The 17,877-nt window shown below is 62.3% G+C and carries 21 protein-coding genes; 12 read left to right on the top strand and 9 right to left on the bottom strand.

Annotation, left to right across the window (positions count from 1 at the left end; all coding sequences use genetic code 11):
* Positions 1 to 157: 157 nt before the first annotated feature.
* Complete coding sequence (locus AC02Y0_RS04205) at positions 158 to 427, top strand: hypothetical protein (protein WP_476382649.1); 270 nt, start codon at positions 158 to 160, stop codon at positions 425 to 427.
* A gap of 179 nt (positions 428 to 606) precedes the next feature.
* The gene (locus AC02Y0_RS04200; RefSeq protein ID WP_476382648.1) at positions 607 to 1,713 is read left to right on the top strand and encodes a branched-chain amino acid ABC transporter substrate-binding protein; all 1,107 of its coding nucleotides are present in this window, start codon (positions 607 to 609) and stop codon (positions 1,711 to 1,713) included.
* A 205-nt stretch (positions 1,714 to 1,918) separates the two neighbouring features.
* On the opposite strand, the gene AC02Y0_RS04195 is transcribed toward AC02Y0_RS04200, so the two are convergent.
* Together AC02Y0_RS04195 and AC02Y0_RS04190 are read right to left on the bottom strand one after the other, a co-directional pair.
* Entirely contained in the window at positions 1,919 to 2,596 is a 678-nt protein-coding gene (locus tag AC02Y0_RS04195) for an SDR family oxidoreductase (RefSeq protein ID WP_476382646.1), read from the bottom strand.
* A gap of 42 nt (positions 2,597 to 2,638) precedes the next feature.
* Complete coding sequence (locus AC02Y0_RS04190) at positions 2,639 to 3,052, bottom strand: thiol-disulfide oxidoreductase DCC family protein (protein ID WP_476382644.1); 414 nt, start codon at positions 3,050 to 3,052, stop codon at positions 2,639 to 2,641.
* A 130-nt stretch (positions 3,053 to 3,182) separates the two neighbouring features.
* Here AC02Y0_RS04190 and AC02Y0_RS04185 point away from each other — a divergent pair, with 130 nt between their 5' ends.
* The 6 genes from AC02Y0_RS04185 (at position 3,183) to AC02Y0_RS04160 (ending at position 7,841) form a co-directional block, all read left to right on the top strand.
* The gene (locus tag AC02Y0_RS04185) at positions 3,183 to 3,584 is read left to right on the top strand and encodes a rhodanese-like domain-containing protein (protein WP_476382643.1); all 402 of its coding nucleotides are present in this window, start codon (positions 3,183 to 3,185) and stop codon (positions 3,582 to 3,584) included.
* A 209-nt stretch (positions 3,585 to 3,793) separates the two neighbouring features.
* Positions 3,794 to 4,150: a hypothetical protein gene (locus tag AC02Y0_RS04180; protein WP_476382641.1), complete on the top strand. Its 357-nt coding sequence runs from the start codon at positions 3,794 to 3,796 to the stop codon at positions 4,148 to 4,150.
* 101 nt (positions 4,151 to 4,251) lie between these two features.
* Complete coding sequence (locus AC02Y0_RS04175) at positions 4,252 to 5,121, top strand: aldose 1-epimerase family protein (protein ID WP_476382639.1); 870 nt, start codon at positions 4,252 to 4,254, stop codon at positions 5,119 to 5,121.
* 68 nt (positions 5,122 to 5,189) lie between these two features.
* Positions 5,190 to 6,884 (top strand): adenine deaminase, encoded by a 1,695-nt coding sequence (gene ade / locus AC02Y0_RS04170; RefSeq protein ID WP_476382637.1) that lies wholly within the window; start codon positions 5,190 to 5,192, stop codon positions 6,882 to 6,884.
* A 3-nt stretch (positions 6,885 to 6,887) separates the two neighbouring features.
* On the top strand, positions 6,888 to 7,043 hold the full coding sequence (locus AC02Y0_RS04165) for a Txe/YoeB family addiction module toxin (protein ID WP_476382635.1): 156 nt from the start codon (positions 6,888 to 6,890) through the stop codon (positions 7,041 to 7,043).
* A 9-nt stretch (positions 7,044 to 7,052) separates the two neighbouring features.
* The gene (locus AC02Y0_RS04160) at positions 7,053 to 7,841 is read left to right on the top strand and encodes a potassium channel family protein (protein ID WP_476382633.1); all 789 of its coding nucleotides are present in this window, start codon (positions 7,053 to 7,055) and stop codon (positions 7,839 to 7,841) included.
* A 4-nt stretch (positions 7,842 to 7,845) separates the two neighbouring features.
* Here the strand turns inward: AC02Y0_RS04160 and aac(6') are convergent, their stop codons facing one another.
* Together aac(6') and bglA are read right to left on the bottom strand one after the other, a co-directional pair.
* On the bottom strand, positions 7,846 to 8,298 hold the full coding sequence (gene aac(6') / locus AC02Y0_RS04155) for an aminoglycoside 6'-N-acetyltransferase (RefSeq protein WP_476382631.1): 453 nt from the start codon (positions 8,296 to 8,298) through the stop codon (positions 7,846 to 7,848).
* A gap of 4 nt (positions 8,299 to 8,302) precedes the next feature.
* Positions 8,303 to 9,961, bottom strand: coding sequence for a beta-galactosidase BglA (bglA, locus tag AC02Y0_RS04150; protein WP_476382629.1), 1,659 nt, complete (start codon positions 9,959 to 9,961; stop codon positions 8,303 to 8,305).
* 192 nt (positions 9,962 to 10,153) lie between these two features.
* Between bglA and AC02Y0_RS04145 the strand changes: the two genes are divergently transcribed.
* A complete protein-coding gene (locus AC02Y0_RS04145) occupies positions 10,154 to 11,248 on the top strand; it encodes a glycosyltransferase family 4 protein (RefSeq protein ID WP_476383958.1) in 1,095 nt (364 codons plus the stop codon).
* A 10-nt stretch (positions 11,249 to 11,258) separates the two neighbouring features.
* Here AC02Y0_RS04145 and der read toward each other — a convergent pair whose 3' ends face one another.
* The 3 genes from der to AC02Y0_RS04130 form a co-directional block, all read right to left on the bottom strand.
* Positions 11,259 to 12,686 carry a ribosome biogenesis GTPase Der gene (gene der, locus AC02Y0_RS04140; RefSeq protein ID WP_307373969.1) on the bottom strand — a complete coding sequence of 476 codons (1,428 nt, stop codon included), beginning with the start codon at positions 12,684 to 12,686 and terminating at the stop codon, positions 11,259 to 11,261.
* A gap of 36 nt (positions 12,687 to 12,722) precedes the next feature.
* A complete protein-coding gene (locus tag AC02Y0_RS04135) occupies positions 12,723 to 13,394 on the bottom strand; it encodes a tetratricopeptide repeat protein (RefSeq protein WP_476382627.1) in 672 nt (223 codons plus the stop codon).
* A gap of 108 nt (positions 13,395 to 13,502) precedes the next feature.
* On the bottom strand, positions 13,503 to 14,081 hold the full coding sequence (locus tag AC02Y0_RS04130; protein WP_476382625.1) for an NnrU family protein: 579 nt from the start codon (positions 14,079 to 14,081) through the stop codon (positions 13,503 to 13,505).
* Positions 14,082 to 14,210: 129 nt separating this feature from the next.
* Between AC02Y0_RS04130 and AC02Y0_RS04125 the strand changes: the two genes are divergently transcribed.
* Complete coding sequence (locus AC02Y0_RS04125; protein ID WP_476382624.1) at positions 14,211 to 15,230, top strand: polysaccharide deacetylase family protein; 1,020 nt, start codon at positions 14,211 to 14,213, stop codon at positions 15,228 to 15,230.
* 66 nt (positions 15,231 to 15,296) lie between these two features.
* Complete coding sequence (locus tag AC02Y0_RS04120) at positions 15,297 to 15,452, top strand: hypothetical protein (RefSeq protein ID WP_476382623.1); 156 nt, start codon at positions 15,297 to 15,299, stop codon at positions 15,450 to 15,452.
* 79 nt (positions 15,453 to 15,531) lie between these two features.
* Here the strand turns inward: AC02Y0_RS04120 and sbmA are convergent, their stop codons facing one another.
* Together sbmA and AC02Y0_RS04110 are read right to left on the bottom strand one after the other, a co-directional pair.
* Positions 15,532 to 16,812: a peptide antibiotic transporter SbmA gene (gene sbmA, locus AC02Y0_RS04115; protein ID WP_476382621.1), complete on the bottom strand. Its 1,281-nt coding sequence runs from the start codon at positions 16,810 to 16,812 to the stop codon at positions 15,532 to 15,534.
* Positions 16,813 to 16,978: 166 nt separating this feature from the next.
* Positions 16,979 to 17,359 (bottom strand): HVO_A0114 family putative DNA-binding protein, encoded by a 381-nt coding sequence (locus AC02Y0_RS04110; RefSeq protein ID WP_476382620.1) that lies wholly within the window; start codon positions 17,357 to 17,359, stop codon positions 16,979 to 16,981.
* Between the two features lie 138 nt (positions 17,360 to 17,497).
* Between AC02Y0_RS04110 and AC02Y0_RS04105 the strand changes: the two genes are divergently transcribed.
* The gene (locus tag AC02Y0_RS04105) at positions 17,498 to 17,734 is read left to right on the top strand and encodes a hypothetical protein (protein WP_476382618.1); all 237 of its coding nucleotides are present in this window, start codon (positions 17,498 to 17,500) and stop codon (positions 17,732 to 17,734) included.
* Positions 17,735 to 17,877: the final 143 nt, after the last annotated feature.

Here is a 17,877-nt window from a genome sequence, read left to right as displayed (position 1 = left end):
CCGATTAGGCTTCCCTTATTGTCGAGAGAATCGCACGTTCGATCCTGGCGCAGATGACCGCGAAAGGCCCGATCGACGACACAGGCACATCCGCAACCGTCATCACCGACATCACGTCGCGAAGGCCGCAAGCGGATCAGGTCCCGGGAGGAAATCCGTGGTCGACCTCTTCAAGCGCATGTTCGGCAAAGAAGCGTCCCCCCAATTGCCAGCCACGCCGGCTCCTGTCGAACCGGCAGTCCATGCAGCCGCCCGCGCCGACGAAGCGCGTCTCGCTGCCCGCCGTGCCCAGATCAGCAATGATCTCTTCGAACTGCAGCAGATCGCCATGGCCGAGCTCGCCTTGCGCCGCGAGCAGGATGCCGCTGCGGCCAAGGCTGGTTTCGAGGCGGAAGACGGCGTCGGCGGACGCGTGCTGACCGTCTGACCTTATCGCCTGAACATCTATCAAACCGCTCCGACAAAGCTGTGGCGTCTTCGCACACCGCAGCTTCGGGTCTTTTGCTGCCCTTCGTTTTTGGCTAAAGCCATGCCGGGGAGCAACAAAAGAACCCGAATGGCGTCCAAATCGACAGAGATCGATCGCGCCGACCCAAGGAGCAGGACATGAAATTTCAACTTCTCGCCAGTGCGGCCCTTGCAGCACTGATCGCCACCGCCCCCGCCGCCCGCGCCGAAATCGTGCTCGGCCTGATGGCGCCGCTGACCGGCCCGCTGGCCGCCGTCGGCGCGCAGATCAAGAATGGCGCTGAAACCGCCGTTGAAGAAATCAACGAGATGGGCGGCATCAACGGCGAACAGGTGAGCCTGAAGATCGCCGATGACGCCGGCGAACCGAAGCAGGGCGTCTCCGCCGCAAACCAGCTCGTCGGTGAAGGCGTCCGTTTCGTCGTTGGCCCCGTCACCTCGGGCGTCGCAGTCCCCGCCTCCAGCGTTCTGGCCGAAAACGGCGTACTGATGGTCACTCCGACCGCGACCGCACCTGATCTCACCGCCCGTGGCCTGACGACGGTTCTGCGCACCTGCGGCCGCGACGACCAGCAGGCCGATGTTGCCGCCAAGTTCGTGCTGGGCAGCTTCAAGGACAAGAAAATCGCCATCCTCGACGACAAGGGCCAGTACGGCAAGGGTCTCGCCGATGCCTTCAAGGCAGCTCTGAACGCCGGTGGCGTCACCGAAGTCTTCAAGGATTCGCTGACCGCAGGCGAAAAGGATTTCGGCGCGCTCATCACCCGTTTGAAGTCGGAAGGCGTCGAAGTCATCTATTTCGGCGGCTACCACCCGGAAGCCGGCCTCATGGTCCGCCAGATGAAAGATGCCGGTCTGTCTGCCCAGCTCATCGCCGGTGACGGCCTGTCGAACAACGAATATGTCACGATCGGTGGCGACGCTGCCGAAGGCACGATCTTCACCAATGCGGCCGACGCCCTGAAGAATGCCGACAGCAAGGCCGCTGTCGACGCGCTCGCCGCCAAGAACATCCCGGCAGAAGCCTTCACGCTGAACGCCTATGCCGCCGTGGAAGTCATCGCCGCTGGCATCGCCAAGGCCGGAAGCACCGACGACGCAGAAGCCGTGGCCGCAGCACTGAAGGACGGCTCGGAAATCCCGACCGCCATCGGCAAGCTGACCTATGGCGAAACCGGCGACCTGACCTCGCAGAGCTTCGCCGTCTACAAGTGGGAAGCCGGCAAGACGGTTTCGGCTGAGTAAGGCTCGGCGATAGCTGACATGGAGAAGGCGGCCCACAAGGGTCGCCTTTTTTGTTTGTGCGGAAGGTGTGGTTGCAACCCACCCTCCCCTTGAGGGGGAGGGTCGGAGCGCAGCTCCGGGGTGGGGTGAGCGGGCCATGGACACCGAACATCACCCCACCCGCGCGTTCCGCGCGACCTCCCCCTCAAGGGGAGGTGGACTGGGCTTACTCCGCATAAATCATCTTCCGCGACATGCCGCCGTCGAGCGTCAGCACCTCACCAGTCACGAAGCCGGCGCTGGCCAGATAGAGCACGGCCTTGGCGACATCCTCAGGCCTGCCGACGCGGCCAACTGGGTGCTGGGCGTGGTCTTCCGGTCTCAGATCCGTATCCCGGCTGATCCAGCCGGGGGCAATGCCGTTCACCCAGATCTTCGGGCCGAGACTGACAGCAAGCGCATGGGTCAACCCGAAGAGACCGCCCTTCGATGCTGCATAGGCTTCCGTATTCTTTTCCGACATGAAGGCGCGGGTGGAGAGCATGTTGACGATTAAGGCCCCCTCGCCCATCAGCGGCACGGCAGCGCGTGTCATCAAAAAGGCGGCGGTCAGGTGGCTGTAGGTGACCATGCGCCATTGGTCCAGCGAGAGATCGGTGATCGGCCCGAAATCGGGGCTGGCGACGCCGGCATTGTTGACGAGAAGATCGAGGCTCTCCCAGCCGAGTTCGGCAAAACCTGCTGCAACGGCGGCCTCGTCCGAGGCATCGCAGAGAACCGAGCGGATCCCGGCCGGTGCCTGCCGGATATCGAAGGATGCGACCTCGTAATCGGCCATCTGAAGGGCAGTGCAGAGTTCTGCGCCGATGAGGCCGGCGCCACCTGTGACGATTGCGTGTTTCATGAGCCCTCAACGGCGGCAGACGGGGAAAGTTGCAGCCAGGCCCTACAGCAGCCGATCGCGATATTCCGGCGCGGGCAACCAGCAGCTCTCACGCTTGCCAAAAATCCGGTAGCGATTGCGCGCGATCAACAGATAGAGCGGATCTCGGATCATCCTGGGCACAAGCCGGAAGACGGTGAGCGCCTTCCAGGGCCAGCCGAGACCGCCATAGATGGAGAGAACCGCATCGCTGTCGCGCAGCATATGCTCGCCATCGACCACGATCATCGTATCGGGATCCGTGGGATCGATTCCGAAGCGGCGGTAGATCGCGGAGCCGACCTGCCCTTGCATCGAGGCAAGGCGGAAGCGCTTGTTGCGATCGTTTGACAGCACAAATTGCGCATTGGCCGAGCAGAGGATGCATTCGGCATCGAAGAGAATGATCGGGCCGGCGGTGTCGGGTTTGTCGTCCATGGTTCGAAGCTAGGCTCTCGGGCCCGCTGCTTCAATGGGACAAAGCGTCCTTTCGACTTAGGCAGGTCGTGACACACGGGAATGAAGGAGTAGATTGACGAGGCTTGCAGAGCCGACGCGAGGATCGATGATGAAGAAGGGTTACAAGGACTTGCTGGCGGAAGCCGAGGCGATGGTCGAGGCGGTGGATGTGGCCGAGGCCGCCCGCCTGCACGGCCGCGACAATGTCGTCTTCGTCGATCTGCGCGACCCACGCGAGCGAGAGCGGGAAGGCACGATAGCAGGGACCTTTTCCTGCCCGCGCGGCATGCTCGAATTCTGGATCGATCCGGAAAGCCCCTATCACAAGTCTGTTTTCGCCGAAGACAAGCTCTTCCTCTTCTACTGCGCCAGCGGCTGGCGATCGGCGCTCGCCACCAAGACCGCCCTGGAGATGGGGCTCGAAAATGTCTGCCATCTCGAAGGCGGCTTTACCGCCTGGCGGGATCAAGGGCTGCCTGTGGAACCGGTGGTAGCGAAGCCGAAGGAGTGAGCATTGCCCCTCCGTCGGGCCGCCACGGCGACAATCGCTTGAACCCAGGGGAAAACACCCCATGTAAGCTGTGACAGTCGCACGACTGCAACCGCTGGGCATGATGCCCACCCGGTGAGGTCGATGAAGTGCAACAGTCCGCCGGTGCCGTGTCGATGACATCAGGTCGTCGACACCGGACCCCGGACCGGTCTCGTCAGGAGACATTCATGGTCGAACGGATCAGCCGCATTTCCCGCAGTGACGCCACCTCCCCGACAGACGTCAGTCACACCCTGAACATAGGCTCGGACGCCGACAATGCCTGGGTCGCTGCGCGCCAGTCGCAGATCAACCACGACATCGAGGAGCGACGTGAGCATGCCGCGGAGGAGCGGCGCGAGCATGGATCGCCCCCTGAAGATGACGGCAACGCACACGCGCTGGCATCCCGTGAGGGAACCGAGACCGAAGATGCGCCCGACGGCGACGCCGAGGAGCTGCGCTTCTCGGGCGAAAGCGAGCGCATCGGCACCCAGAATTTCGACGAGGACACACCCTTCGGCGACCGCACCCTGATCATCTGACGCAGCAATCAGGATGCGCAGTAGGTCTGCGCGCCGACACATCCGCGTCGCACTTTGCCGGCAATCACTCTAGACTGCCGCAAACCAGACGAGGATGACCCATGACCCAGACGATTCGCATTGCAAATTCGGAGCTCGCCGTCGAAGTCTCGACGCTCGGCGCGGAGATGCAGTCGCTGAAGACGGCGGATGGCCGCGACTGGCTGTGGAATGGCGATGCAACCTGGTGGACGGGTCGCTCGCCGATCCTCTTTCCGATCGTCGGCAAGGCGCCGGGGGACATATTGGCGGTCAGCGGCAAGACCTATCCCATGGCCCAGCACGGCATTGCGCGCCGCCGTGAATTCGCAATCGTCGAGCAGACGGCAGCCTCCTGCCGCCACGAACTGGTTTCCAGCGACGAGACCCGCGCGGTCTATCCCTTCGACTTCCGCCTGACGCTGGAGCATCGCCTCGAGGGCCACACCCTTTCCGTCACGGCCACGGTGGAAAACACCGGCGACAACCTGCTGCCCTTCGGCATTGGCTTCCACCCGGCCTTCCTCTGGCCGCTGCCCGGTGCGGAAGGCAAGGCACACCACGTCGCCCTCGACAACGGCGCCGAACCCGGCGTCATCCAGCTCGAAGGCGGCCTGATCGGCGAGACGCTGCCCACCTCACCCTTCAAGGCAGGACGGCTGGAGCTCGCCCAGAGCCTGTTCGACAACGACGCGCTGATCTTCCCGGAAGGCGCCGGCAACGCCCTCACTTTCGGCGCAGACGGAGGCCCCTGGCTCCATTTCACCTTCGAGAACCTGCCCAATATCGCGCTCTGGCAGAAGCCCGGCGCGCCATTCCTCTGCGTCGAGCCCTGGCACGGCATGGCCGCACACGCCGGCGGAACGGCAGAGCTCGTCGAGCGGCCCTATACGGTGGCGCTGGCAGCGGGAGAGGCAATGCGCTTCGGGTTTGAGGTCGCGATTACAGGCTGAGCAGCCCATTTCCCCTTAAGCTGCAAGGCGGTAGACTACTGCACTGCACACAGAATCGGAGACGCCGCATGACCGACCTCGAACGCCGCATCGATCAGGGGACCGGCCGCGAGCCGGCGGATATCGTGCTGAAAGGTGGGCGCTTCTTCGATCTGGTCACGGGCGAGCTGGTCGCTTCCGACATCGCGATCTGTGGCGAAACGATCATCGGCACCGTGGAGAATTACGAGGGCCGCGAGGTCATCGACATCAGCGGCAAGATCGTCGTGCCCGGCTTCATCGACACCCATCTGCATATCGAGAGTTCGCTGGTCACGCCGCATGAGTTTGACCGCTGTGTGCTGCCTTATGGCGTAACGACCGTGATCTGCGATCCGCACGAGATCGCCAATGTGCTCGGCACGGAAGGCATCCAGTTCTTCCTCGACTCGGCCGAACAGACGATCATGGACATCCGCGTCCAGCTCTCCTCCTGCGTGCCGGCGACGCATCTGGAAACCTCCGGTGCGGATCTGCCGATCGAGCGGTTGCTGCCCTTCCGCAACCATCCCAAGGTCATCGGCCTTGCCGAATTCATGAATTTTCCGGGCGTGATCTACAAGGATCCGATCTGTATGGCCAAGCTCGAGGCCTTCCAGGACGGCCATATCGACGGCCATTCGCCGCTTCTGTCGGGCCGGGATCTGAACGGCTATCTCTCCGCCCGCATCCGCACCGACCATGAATGCACAACGGCGGCGGAAGCCATGGAGAAGATCCGCAAGGGCATGCATATCCTGGTGCGCGAAGGCTCGGTGTCGAAGGACCTGCACGCGCTGATGCCGATCCTGACCGAGCGGCTCTCGCCGTTCCTCGCGCTCTGCACCGACGACCGCAACCCGCTCGACATCGCCGAACAAGGCCATCTCGACTACCTGATCCGCGAGGCGATCCGCAACGGCGTCGAGCCTCTCGCCGTCTACCGCGCCGCTTCGGTATCGGCCGCCCGCGCCTTCGGGCTGAGGGACCGCGGCCTCGTGGCTCCGGGCTGGCGGGCGGATCTCGTCGTCGTCGACAGCCTTGAAAACTGCAAGGCCGAGATGGTCTTCGCCGCCGGCCGCCGCGTGACTGACGACCTCTTCGCTACCCGCAAGCCGGTCGCCCCCGTCGGCCTCGACAGCGTCAAGGCAAGGCTGGTGAAGGCTGCCGATTTCGGGGTGCCGGTTGCCGAAGGCGAAACGCCCGTGATCGGCGTCATGCCCGGCAAAATCATTACCGAACACCGCCGCTACCGCCTGCCGACCTCCGGCAACCAGACCGCCGTCGATCTCGAAAACGATATCATCAAGGTCGCGGTCATCGAGCGGCACGGCAAGAACGGCAACCATGCCAACGGCTTCGTTCAGGGTTTCGGCCTCAAGAAGGGTGCGATCGCCTCTACCGTCGGCCATGACAGCCACAACATCTGCGTCGTCGGCGTCTCCGAAGAGGACATGGCGGCTGCGGCCAACCGGCTGGGCGAGATCAAGGGCGGCTTCGTCGTGGTCGAGGATGGCAAAGTCACCGGCGAGATCCCGCTGCCCGTCGCCGGCCTGATGAGCCTTGAACCCTATGAAAGCGTGCGCGACACACTGCATCACTTGAGAAAGGCGGCCTATGCCCTTGGAACGACTCTGGAAGAACCCTTCCTGCAAGTCGCCTTCCTGCCGCTGCCGGTCATCCCCCACTTGAAGATTTCCGACAAGGGCATGGTCGATGTCGACAAGTTCTGCCTGATCGGGTGAGGATTGGCAGAGGGCATCGGCAAGCCGGAGCCATTGAAAGCCACGATAAAGGGCATGTGGTCCCGCCGCATCATTCAGGAACACCGGATCGTCTACGCCGTTGTCGGCAAGGACGAAGACCAGACACTGGTCATCCCGCAATGCCGCCACCACGACTGACGAGGCTCTATGGCATCCCAGACTGAAAGCACTCCATCCAAAACCCTCCGCCAGCATCTGGCGCGGCTCTATTATGGCCGCGACACCGCTGCCATCCGCTTCCAGTTCGCGCTGATGGTGATCGATCTCGCGATCATCGGCTTTTTCCTCGCCGGGCCCTATATCCGAGACCGGCCGAGCTACCTCATTCTAGATTACGCCATCGCCGCCTGGATTGCGGTCGAGATGCTGGCCCAGTGGGGCGCATCGCGCACCACGCGCGGTTTTCTGACGCGACCGATGACCTGGGTCGACCTCTTCGTGCTCGGCACGCTGCTCTTCCCGCATCTTCTGTTCAACTTCGCCTTCCTGCGCGTTGCGCGCATCTGGGCGGTGGCGCAGCGGCCGGTCTTCAAGCTGATGCTGAACCGGCTCGGCCTGAAAGAGCAGACGGATGTCGTCACCGCCTTCATCAATCTCTTCGTTTTCCTCTTCCTGGTGACGGGCTTCGTCTACACCTTCTTCTTCTATGCCGAAGATGCCGGCACCGGCTTCATCGATGCGCTCTATTTCACCGTCGCCACGGTCACGACGACAGGGTTCGGCGACATCACGCTGCCAGGCATCTCCGGCAAGCTGACCTCGATCGTCACCATGATCATCGGCATCTCGCTCTTCGTACGCCTCGCCCAGGCGATCGTCCGGCCCTATAAGGTCAGCTTCCCCTGCCCTGAATGCGGGCTGCAGCGCCACGACGCGGATGCCGTGCACTGCAAAGCCTGCGGCCATGTGCTGAACATTCCCGACGACGGCATGTGAGACGTCAGAGCGTCCTACGGAAGTAAACGACCCGCTGCGTCTCCTCGAAACCCAGTGCCGCATGCATGGCGTGCGACACCGTGTTGTCGACATCCGCATCAGAAGCGAGCTCGCTCAAGCCTTTTGACCGGGCCCAGTCGCTGACGGCTTTAACCAGCAAGCCGGCAACGCCCTGCCGCCGCGTTGCGGGATCGACCACGATGCCTTCGAGAAAGGCGACCGGCGAGGTTTCGCAGCCATTGACATAGTCGGAGCGGATACTCGCCTCCGCAAGCCCGACCGCAGTCCCATCAGGTGTCACGCACAGAAAGGCGATCAGCCTCTGCGACTGCGACAGCGCGTCGACGATCTCTGCCTGGTGCTCTTCCAGGGAGAGATGGGGCCAGAGCTGGTGGCGCAGCCCCGCCCAGGCGACAAGATCGCCCGCCGTTGCAGTCCTCGCAGCCAGCGCCGTCATCAGGTCACAGCCGCGCGCAGAAGCCGTCGAGCGGCCCGAGATGGATTTCGCTCTCCATATGCCGCCCTGATAGGCCGGGCATCACGATGCTTTCCTTGACCTTCAGGCCTGCCGGAACCGAAATCTCCTGCGGGCCGCGACGGAGATTGAAGACGAAGAGCAGCCGCTCCTCACCCTTCGAACGGGTAAAGGCCAGCACGTCCTCATTGGTCGCCAGGAACTCCATGTCGCCGTCAGCAAGGGCCGGATGCGCCTTGCGGAAGGCAAGTGTCACCCGGTAGTGGGCAAGCACCGAAGCCGCATCGGCTTCTTGCGCATCCACGGCCAGCGCCTGATGCTCAGCCGACACCGGCAGCCAGGGCTTTGCCGCCGAGAAACCGGCCTGGTCCTTACCCGCGTCCCAGACCATTGGTGTTCGGCACCCGTCACGACCCTTGAAGGCTGGCCAGAAGCGAATGCCATAGGGGTCGCGCAGATCCTCGAAGGAAAGCTCAGCTTCGGGCAGGCCAAGTTCCTCGCCCTGATAGAGGCAGATCGAGCCGCGCAAGGTCGAGAGCACCGAGATCGCCAGCCGGGCAACGGCTTCGCGTTCCTGCGGCTGCTGCACGAAGCGGCTGACATGCCGCGTCACATCATGGTTGGAAAAGGCCCAGCAGACCCAGCCATCCTTCACCTGTTTCTGAAAACTCTCGACGCAGTGGCGGATATGGCTCGGCGTGAAGTCCGGCCCGAGCAGGTCGAAAGTGTAGCACATATGCAGCTTGTCGCCGCCGGACGTATAGGCAGCCACTGTCTTCAGCGAGCGGGCTCCGTCCCCGACTTCGCCGACCGTAGTGCGATCCGGATACTGGTCAAGCAGTGCCCGGAAGCGTTTGAGAAACTCGATATTCTCCGGCTGTGTCTTGTCGAAGAGATGGCTCTGCATGCCGTAAGGATTGACGTCGGGCGCATCGAGCCCGGCATCGTCGCTGTCAGGCGCATGGGGTGGATTGTCCCGCAGCTCCTTGTCGTGGAAATAGTAGTTGACCGTATCGAGACGGAAGCCGTCGACGCCACGGTCGAGCCAGAACTTCACGGCATCGAGCACGGCGTCCTGGACCTCGCGATTGTGGAAGTTGAGATCCGGCTGCGAGGCGAGGAAATTGTGCATGTAATACTGCTTGCGCACGCCGTCCCATTCCCAGGCGGGGCCACCGAAGACGGAGAGCCAGTTGTTCGGCGCCGTACCATCGGGCTTGGCTGCGGCCCAGACGAACCAGTCGGCCTTAGCATTGTCGCGGCTCGCCCGGCTTTCCTTGAACCAGGGATGCTGGTCGGAGGTGTGCGAGATCACCTGGTCGATGATCACCTTGAGGCCGAGACGCTTGGCCTCTTTCATCATCGCGTCGAAATCCGCAAGCGTTCCGAACATCGGGTCGACGTCGCAATAGTCCGAGACGTCATAGCCCATGTCGGCCTGCGGCGACGTGAAGAAGGGCGAGAGCCAGATCGCATCCACGCCGAGGGCTGCGATGTAAGGCAGGCGCTGGATGATGCCCTTGATGTCGCCGATGCCGTCGCCATCCGTATCCTGGAAGGAGCGCGGATAGACCTGGTAGATCACAGCGCCCCGCCACCAGTCGGCAGTTTTGGCGTGGGCGGCCTTGGCGGGAGCTTTGGTCATGGGGCGGGTCCTTCGGCGGGAATCGATCTCGATGGGCGTCAGCCCCTAGGCAACCGACTTGTGCCGGCAATGTCAAACGGGGGCCGTCCCCGGACTGACATCAAGCTGTAATGTTCCGCTCCGATAAGGCGTGCAGAGCTTGTGAAGCAGAATCGCCGCTCCGGCGGCCGTTCGGATGAGGGCGGACGCGCCATGCCGAAACTGACCATCGTGACAGATGCCTGGCACCCGCAGGTGAACGGGGTCGTCCGATCCATCGAGACCACCAACCGCGAGCTGAAGAAACTGGGCGTCGAGGTCTCGATGATCACGCCCGAGCCCTTCCGCAGCATTCCGATGCCGACCTATCCGGAGATCCGGCTGTCGCTGGCCTCGCCCGGCCGCATCGGCCGCATGATCGAAGCCCAGCAGCCGGACTATGTGCATATCGCGACAGAAGGCCCGCTCGGCCTGATGGCGCGCCACTGGTGCATCCGCAACAAGCGTCCCTTCTCGACAACCTATCACACGCGGTTCCCGGAATATGTGGCCGCCCGCCTGCCCCTGCCGCTCTCCTGGCTCTATGCCTTTGTCCGCTGGTTCCACAATCGCGGCGGCGCCTGCATGGTGGCGACGGAGAGCCTGCGCCGGGAGCTTTCAGCGCGTGGCATCAACAATCTCTGCCTCTGGAGCCGCGGCATCGACACCGCCCATTTCCATCCGCGCGAAAAGTCGGAGAAACCCTTCGGCTTGCCCCGCCCGATCTTCATGACAGTCGGCCGTGTGGCGGTCGAAAAGAACCTGCCGGCCTTCCTTGATCTTGATCTGCCCGGCTCGAAAGTGGTGGTGGGCGATGGCCCGGCCCGTGCCGACCTGCAAGCGCGCTATCCGGACGTGCTGTTCACCGGTGTGAAGCATGGCGAAGATCTCGCCCGCGCCTATGCAGAAGCCGATGTCTTCGTCTTCCCGTCAAAGACGGACACCTTCGGCAACACGATCCTGGAAGCACTCGCTTCCGGCGTACCTGTGGCTGGCTATCCTGTGACCGGCCCGATCGACATCATCCCGGCCGGCTCCAATGCAGGCGCGCTCGACCACGATCTGCAGATCGCCTGCATCGCAGCGCTGCAGGCATCGCCGGCGTCAGCCCGAAGGCTTGCCGAAACCTATTCCTGGGAAGCGGCGACCGAGCAGTTCTTCGACAATGTCGTGGAAGCCAAGGAGCAGCGCCGCAAGCGGGGCCTCAGGCAGCGTTTCGGAACTCGCCCGGCAGAGCTGGACGCCCACGGACGTCCTGCCACCGAATGAGCCGCTGAAATCAGCGGCGTCTCTTGCGACCCTCGAACGGGTTTTCGCCTGCCTTGAAATGGATGCGGATCGGCACGCCCGGCATGTCGAAATCGGCGCGCAGACCATTGGTCAGATACCGCACATAGCTTTCCGGCAGCGCATCGGGACGCGTGCAGGAAATCATGAAGGCCGGCGGGCGGGCCTTCACCTGCGTCATGTATTTCAGCTTCAGGCGACGGCCCGACACGGCCGGTGGCGGATGCTGCGTCGTGACGGCGTCGAGCCAGCGATTGAGCTTGGCGGTCGAGATGCGCTTGTTCCACACCTTGTCGGTGTCGATGATGTTCTGCATGAGCTTTTCCAGCCCATAGCCCGTCTGGCCCGACATCGGCACGGCACGAATACCGCGCGCCTGCGGCAGCAGCCGTTCGGTCTTCTCGCGCAACTCTGTCAGCAAGGCCTGCGGGTCGTCGACCAGATCCCACTTGTTGAAGGCAAGCACCGCGGCGCGGCCTTCGCGCAGGCAGAGGTCGACAATCTGCAGATCCTGCTTTTCGAACGGGATCGTTGCATCGAAGACGATGACGACAGTTTCGGCAAAGCGGATGGCGCGCAGCGCATCGGCGACGGAGAGCTTTTCGAGCTTCTCCTGCACGCGCGCCTTCTTGCGCATGCCGGCAGTGTCGAACATCTTGATGGTGCGGCCGCGCCAGTCCCACTCGACCGAGATCGAATCGCGCGTGATACCGGCTTCAGGGCCGGTCAGCAGACGGTCTTCGCCAAGGAAGCGGTTGATGAGCGTCGACTTGCCGGCATTCGGGCGACCGACGATCGCCACGCGCAGCGGCTTGGTCTCATCATATTCCGGTTCGGCCTCGTCTTCCTCGCCTTCGAGGTCACCGTCCTCGGGAAGAAGGACATCCGTCTCGGCAACATCCTCTTCCTCGGGAAAGGCGCGTTCCTCGCCGATGGCCTCGACAATGGCGTCCCGCAAATCGATCATGCCCTGGCCGTGTTCGGCCGAGATCGGCACCGGTTCGCCGAGACCCAGCGTATAGGCATCGTAGAAACCGGCATCCGAGCCACGTGCTTCCGACTTGTTGGCGACCAGCACCACAGGCCGGCCACGACGGCGCAGCATTTCGGCCAGCGTCTGATCGACAGGCGTCAGGCCGAACTTCGCATCGACGACGAAGAGCGTCAGATCCGCCTCGTCGATCGCCATCTCTGTCTGGGCGCGCATGCGGCCTTGCAACGTCTCCGGCCCTGCCTCTTCGAGACCGGCCGTATCGATGATGGTGAAGCGCAGGTCCACGAGCTTGGCATCGCCCGGCCGACGGTCGCGGGTAACACCCGGGGTATCGTCGACGAGCGCCAGCTTCTTTCCGACCAGACGGTTGAAAAGCGTGGACTTGCCGACATTCGGGCGCCCGACGATGGCGACTGTGAAACTCATGGGAACGCTAGCTTTCCGGCCTTGATGGCCTTGTTGTTACGGAGCCTTGCCGGAGGCCTTGATGTTGTCGAGCAGCATCTGGGCGCGGTTGGCAACATTGCGCGGTGCTTCCGCGTCTTCGACGATCTGCTCGAACCACTCGCGGGCGCGGGTCATGTCGCCGGCCTTGTAGGCGGCGAGACCGAGCGCTTCGCGGGCGGCATGGCGCATGGCATTGGTTGGCGTCGCCATGGCCTCGACCATGGCCGAGACCTCCTCATAGGTGCCGGTATCAACCAGCAGCCATGCGGCGCGGACCTTGGCAGTGTTGCGCACGGCTTCCGGGATTGAGGCATCATCGCCGATCGTCTTGAACGAGGCAACGGCACCAGCCGGATCACCCTTTTCGGCGAGAACCGAGGCAGCACGGAACCGGGCGAGGATGCCATAGGCACCGTAGCCGTCCTGTTCGAGCGCCTGCAATGCGGCTTCCGCCTCATCGCGCTTGCCCTGATCGGCCAGCGTCAGCGCCGCGAGGAACTTGTCGCCGGCATCCGAGGCCTGGGTGGAGTCCCAATGGGTCCAGAGGCGATGGCCAGCCGTGCCGAGGACGATGACCACGGCAGCACCTATGATGATGCGGCTATAGCGCTTCCAGGCGTTGCGCACCTGGTCGGAGCGGAGCTCCTCGTTCACTTCGCGGATAAAGCTGTCGTTCTGATCAACCATTCATATCCCCGGACAATGCCGGCCTTTCGATGCAGTCTCATGCGTGAGCGGCCTTCTAGCCGATTTTTGCCCGCTTGTAAGGGGAAAACCGCCAACAGGCTTAAGCCGTCACATGGCGAGCGGTGCAACCCCGATCAACAGTTTGTGCAGCCACATGGTGATGACGGCCCAAACGACGATGCCACCGACCACGGCAATCGCATCCCAGCGTGCCGATACGAAGGGCTTGAGCACAAGCTCGCCCGCCCGCATACGGCGCTTGTAGCTGATGCGCAGGACCACACCCCAGGCCAGAAGCGCCACGAACAGCAGCACCGAAGCAAGGTCGCCATTGGCAAGAAGGTGGGCGGCGGCCCAGATCTTGATCGACAGCACGATCGGATGCTTGGTCTTGGTGGCGATATGCCCGGCCGGCAGGAAGCCGGCGACCAGACAGATCATGGCAAACAGCATCAAGGTCGTCGTCAGATGGTTCATGCCCATGGGCGGGAACCAGAGATTGATGACAGGTGCCGTGGCATAGCCCCAGATCAGGACCACCAGCGACACGAGGCTCATCACCGAGTTGATGACCCGCCAGCCGGTCTCGCCGAAGCGGCCGATCATCGAGACCCGAAAACCGGGTGCGACGACGCGGATCAGATGGGTGGCCAGAAACAGGATAATGCCGAGAATGAGAAGTGTCATGAGTGAGAACCTTTCGGGTCGAGTTGCCCAAAGCCTTACTGGTCTGACGTTCGAATATCCAGCCTGTTCAAAGCTTCGCCGCATTTGGATGGGAGGCAACACACCGAATTGATTGCCAGGTGTTTGCTGATGTTTCGTTCTTTGATTGCCGTTTCCCTCGCCCTTTGCGCGACGACTGCGACCGCGCAACAGCCCGCCCCTGCGGCAAAAGGCGCCGACGGCACAAAGCCGAGCCAGATCCTGATGATCTCCTTCGATGGAGCGCATGATGTAAGGCTCTGGGCGCGAAGCCGCGCCATTGCCGAGCGTGCAGATGCCCATTTCACCTATTTCCTCTCCTGCACCACGCTGATCCCGCGCACCCGCGCTAGCGACTACAAGGCGCCGGGCATCAAGGCCGGCCGCTCGAACATCGGTTTTGCGACGGATGTGAACGAGGTGACGGCCCGGCTCGACCACATCTGGAATGCGAGAAGCGAAGGCCACGAAATCGCCAGCCACACCTGCGGACACTTCGACGGCAAGGACTGGACGAAGGCCGAGTGGCTGACGGAATTTCAGACCTTCGACCGGGTTCTGCTGAACGCCTGGAAGGACAATGGCCTTAGCGATCGCGAGCCAAAGGACTGGGCGAACTTCGTCAGGAACGACATCACAGGCTTTCGCGCGCCTTATCTCTCCGCCCCCGACAGCCTGTTCCAGGCCGAGCGCGAGCATGGCTTCCGCTACGATGCGAGCGTGGTAACCCATGACCCTGCGCTACCGGTCAGGAAAGGCGGGCTTGCCCGCTTCGGCCTGCCGCTGATCCCGGAAGGGCCGAGAGAGCGACGGATCATCGCCATGGACTACAATCTCTTCATCCGCCATTCGGCCGGTATCGACCATCCGTCGAAGGGTGATGAATTCGCCGAGCGCAGCTACAAGGCATTCAAGTCTGCGTTCGAGGCCCAGTACAAAGGTGACCGCATCCCTCTGCAGATCGGCTTGCACTTCGTCACCATGAACGGCAGCGCCTATTGGGCAGCAATGGAGCGGCTGGTGGCGGAAGTCTGCCCTCGCCCCGATGTCGCCTGCGTCACCTATTCGGAAGCGCTCGACATGCTGGAAGACCGAGGTGATGCGCCTGCCGGAACGCCCGGCGCGATGTGATCGCATGACGCATTTACTTGAGACCCGCGACACCCGATATGAACACGCGAAACATCGGGGTAATCCATGAAGATCCTTTTCCTCCTCGCCTGCGCCTGCGTGATCGCTGCGACCATCGGCGCCGTTGCCATCGGCCTGTCGCTGTTCACCCAGCCGGAGGCCTACGCGGCTTTGCCGGTAAGCTTGGGCCTACCGGGACAGATGGTCGCTGATCTCGTCTGACGAGAACTGCAGATATCAATGAGAAAGGCCGCGCTGGTTTCCCGGCGCGGCCTCATTCTTTTTTTGCAGGCGGCAGTCCTCAGTACGGACGGTCGGCAGCAATCTCTCCTTCGGCAGCTTCACGCTCCAGATAACGCTGGTCGATCGCCGGCAGCGGGTCGCCGTCGATGGCAGCCTCGAAAGCAGCAAGACGCTTGTGGATCGACAAGAGCTCGATGATCGTCGACCAGTAGCTGACGAGATACTGGAAGCTGTCCGTCACCTGGCCGAAGGCGGTGGCGATCTGCTGCCAGAGACCCAGAGTGATCTTGCCGGCAACGATGGTCGGGATCATGATGAAAGTCAGGAAGATCGCGTCGAGCTGGCCATAGGTGTACCGGGCGACGTTGAAATAGGTGTAGTGCCAGTACATGCGGAAATAGTTACGCCGCACGTTCGAGAAGAGCTCGCGTACCGTCACCGGCTCGGCACGATCGGCATGGTCCTCTCCATAGACCAGTTCCTTACGGAAGGCGGCCTCGACACGCTGGTTGCGGAACTGCAGCCCCGGCAGCTTGATGCCGGCGACCATCAACAGGATGGTGCCGAAGGCCGACCAGAAGATCGCCAGCCAGAACAGCGCATGTGGCACGGCGCCGATGATCGGCAACTCGCTGACATTTTCCGACATATGGAACAGGATCGGCAGGAAGACGACCAGCGTCATGACCGAGTTGATCAACGCAACGCCAAGGCCTTCGAGGATATTGGCGAAGCGCATCGTGTCTTCCTGAACACGCTGCGAGGCACCTTCGATATGGCGAAGCTTGTCCCACTTCGACAAGTAGAAGTCGTTCATCGCATTGCGCCAGCGGAAGACGTAGTGGTTGGTGAAGAAGGCCGTCAGCACCGAGAGAGTGACTCCGACCATGCCGATTTCGAGGAAGCGGAGCTGCAACTCGTAGAGCTGACCAGCGGTAACGCTCCCGTCACCGCTCAACGCCTTCTGGAACATGTCCCAAAAGGGACCGCGCCAGTTGTTGACGGCGACCGATATCTGCACGCTGAAATAGGCAATGAAGATGATGAAGGCCGAGCCCCAGATCGACCAGTTGGTCCAGGGATGATCCTTGGCAATCAGCTGCCAGGCGACGCCGAAGATAAGCACGAAGATGGTGAAATACAGATAGAACCAGAGATTGTCGGGCGTGAAGAAGAAGGCGAGCCCGACTGGCGGCGTCTGCCCTTCAGCCAGCGGCGGCATGCCGAGGGCAGCACCGATCTGCGGCCCCACGGTATACCAGACGATGATGCAGACGAGGGTCCAGAGCGCGGCTGAGGTGAAGAAGAGCTTAGGCCGCGGGAAGAAGGAATGAAACACGGGGGGAAACCTTCGTGAAGGAGAAGTCCTGTAGAACCTGGCGGAACCTAGGGCAGAAGGTTCCGTCCAGCAATGGCATCGCCAAATTGTGGCAGAATTACCCCCGCGAAAATTAAGGGTTTGTAAGAATAGGCAGAGCGCAGAACTTCGAGCCAAAGCCCGACCGTCACGCAGCCGCTCCCTTCAGAATGAAGTCGGCCTCGATTTCGTCGAAGGGAACGGCAACCCTTCCCGTTTCGTCCTTTTCGATGAGGCCCCATTCCAGCAAGGTCGACACATCCTCATGCACCCGCTTCACGTCACGACCGAGAGCCCGGGCGAGGCCGCGAATGCTGGAGGGCCCAAGCCCCTGAAGGCCTTCGATCAACTCCCAGCGCTTCGGCGAAATGACGGAAAAGAGCTGAGAGGCCGAGCTGAATGTCAGTATGAAGGGCACGTCAGCTCCCTTGGCACCCCTGTTCCAGGCGTCGGCAAAACGCTGGCCCACGGCGCCGATGGCCGCGATCTCATCAGCGTCGCTGCGAATCTGGATGACTGCTCTTCTCATCGATCGAGCCTCAAGAATATCGCTTGTTTGAAGCAGCATGTGGCCAACTTCGCCAAGCTGCAAGCCGCTAGCTAGCTTATCCTTGCCTCCTGCCCAAAAATCGCTAGGGAAGTCGCAAAGCTTTTTCAGGAGTGCCCCATGAGCGACCTCAGCCTGCAGCAGGCCATCGACAACATCTACACCTCGATCAACAACGACAACGAGGACATCGACCTTCACATTGCCGCCCTGAAGGCCGCAATGGCGAAGGAAGGCGTGAAGGAAGCGGTGTTCGAGCCGGGCAAGCTCGCCCAGTCGAACCGTCAGGGCCGCAAGATCATGCAGTCCTATTTCAAGAAGAAGGGCGTCGCCGTCGCCTTTTCGAAGGCCGACTAACGAACGGTCTCACCGCCGCGAAGTCTGTTCCAGAATTGCCCTGGGAGTGGCGAAAATGGTGATTTCGAGAACCGGAGCGGAGCGTACATTCGGTACGTGAGCACCGGAAGCGCAGAAATCGCCATTTGCAGCCCGCCAAGGGG

This window comes from Allorhizobium sp. nf9_anc, from assembly GCF_056323085.1.
The sequence above is the reverse complement of the archived record's forward strand: the minus strand, read 5'-3'. Positions and strand labels throughout refer to the sequence as shown.

Coding starts and splice junctions, on each gene's coding strand:
- AC02Y0_RS04180 (WP_476382641.1), top strand. CDS start 3,794: ATGGTCGAACGGATCAGCCGCATTTCCCGCAGTGACGCCACCTCCCCG.
- bglA (WP_476382629.1), bottom strand. CDS start 9,961: ATGACCAAAGCTCCCGCCAAGGCCGCCCACGCCAAAACTGCCGACTGG.
- AC02Y0_RS04175 (WP_476382639.1), top strand. CDS start 4,252: ATGACCCAGACGATTCGCATTGCAAATTCGGAGCTCGCCGTCGAAGTC.
- AC02Y0_RS04145 (WP_476383958.1), top strand. CDS start 10,154: ATGCCGAAACTGACCATCGTGACAGATGCCTGGCACCCGCAGGTGAAC.
- AC02Y0_RS04105 (WP_476382618.1), top strand. CDS start 17,498: ATGAGCGACCTCAGCCTGCAGCAGGCCATCGACAACATCTACACCTCG.
- AC02Y0_RS04195 (WP_476382646.1), bottom strand. CDS start 2,596: ATGAAACACGCAATCGTCACAGGTGGCGCCGGCCTCATCGGCGCAGAA.
- AC02Y0_RS04135 (WP_476382627.1), bottom strand. CDS start 13,394: ATGGTTGATCAGAACGACAGCTTTATCCGCGAAGTGAACGAGGAGCTC.
- der (WP_307373969.1), bottom strand. CDS start 12,686: ATGAGTTTCACAGTCGCCATCGTCGGGCGCCCGAATGTCGGCAAGTCC.
- ade (WP_476382637.1), top strand. CDS start 5,190: ATGACCGACCTCGAACGCCGCATCGATCAGGGGACCGGCCGCGAGCCG.
- AC02Y0_RS04185 (WP_476382643.1), top strand. CDS start 3,183: ATGAAGAAGGGTTACAAGGACTTGCTGGCGGAAGCCGAGGCGATGGTC.
- AC02Y0_RS04110 (WP_476382620.1), bottom strand. CDS start 17,359: ATGAGAAGAGCAGTCATCCAGATTCGCAGCGACGCTGATGAGATCGCG.
- AC02Y0_RS04200 (WP_476382648.1), top strand. CDS start 607: ATGAAATTTCAACTTCTCGCCAGTGCGGCCCTTGCAGCACTGATCGCC.
- AC02Y0_RS04190 (WP_476382644.1), bottom strand. CDS start 3,052: ATGGACGACAAACCCGACACCGCCGGCCCGATCATTCTCTTCGATGCC.
- AC02Y0_RS04130 (WP_476382625.1), bottom strand. CDS start 14,081: ATGACACTTCTCATTCTCGGCATTATCCTGTTTCTGGCCACCCATCTG.
- AC02Y0_RS04160 (WP_476382633.1), top strand. CDS start 7,053: ATGGCATCCCAGACTGAAAGCACTCCATCCAAAACCCTCCGCCAGCAT.
- AC02Y0_RS04125 (WP_476382624.1), top strand. CDS start 14,211: ATGTTTCGTTCTTTGATTGCCGTTTCCCTCGCCCTTTGCGCGACGACT.
- AC02Y0_RS04120 (WP_476382623.1), top strand. CDS start 15,297: ATGAAGATCCTTTTCCTCCTCGCCTGCGCCTGCGTGATCGCTGCGACC.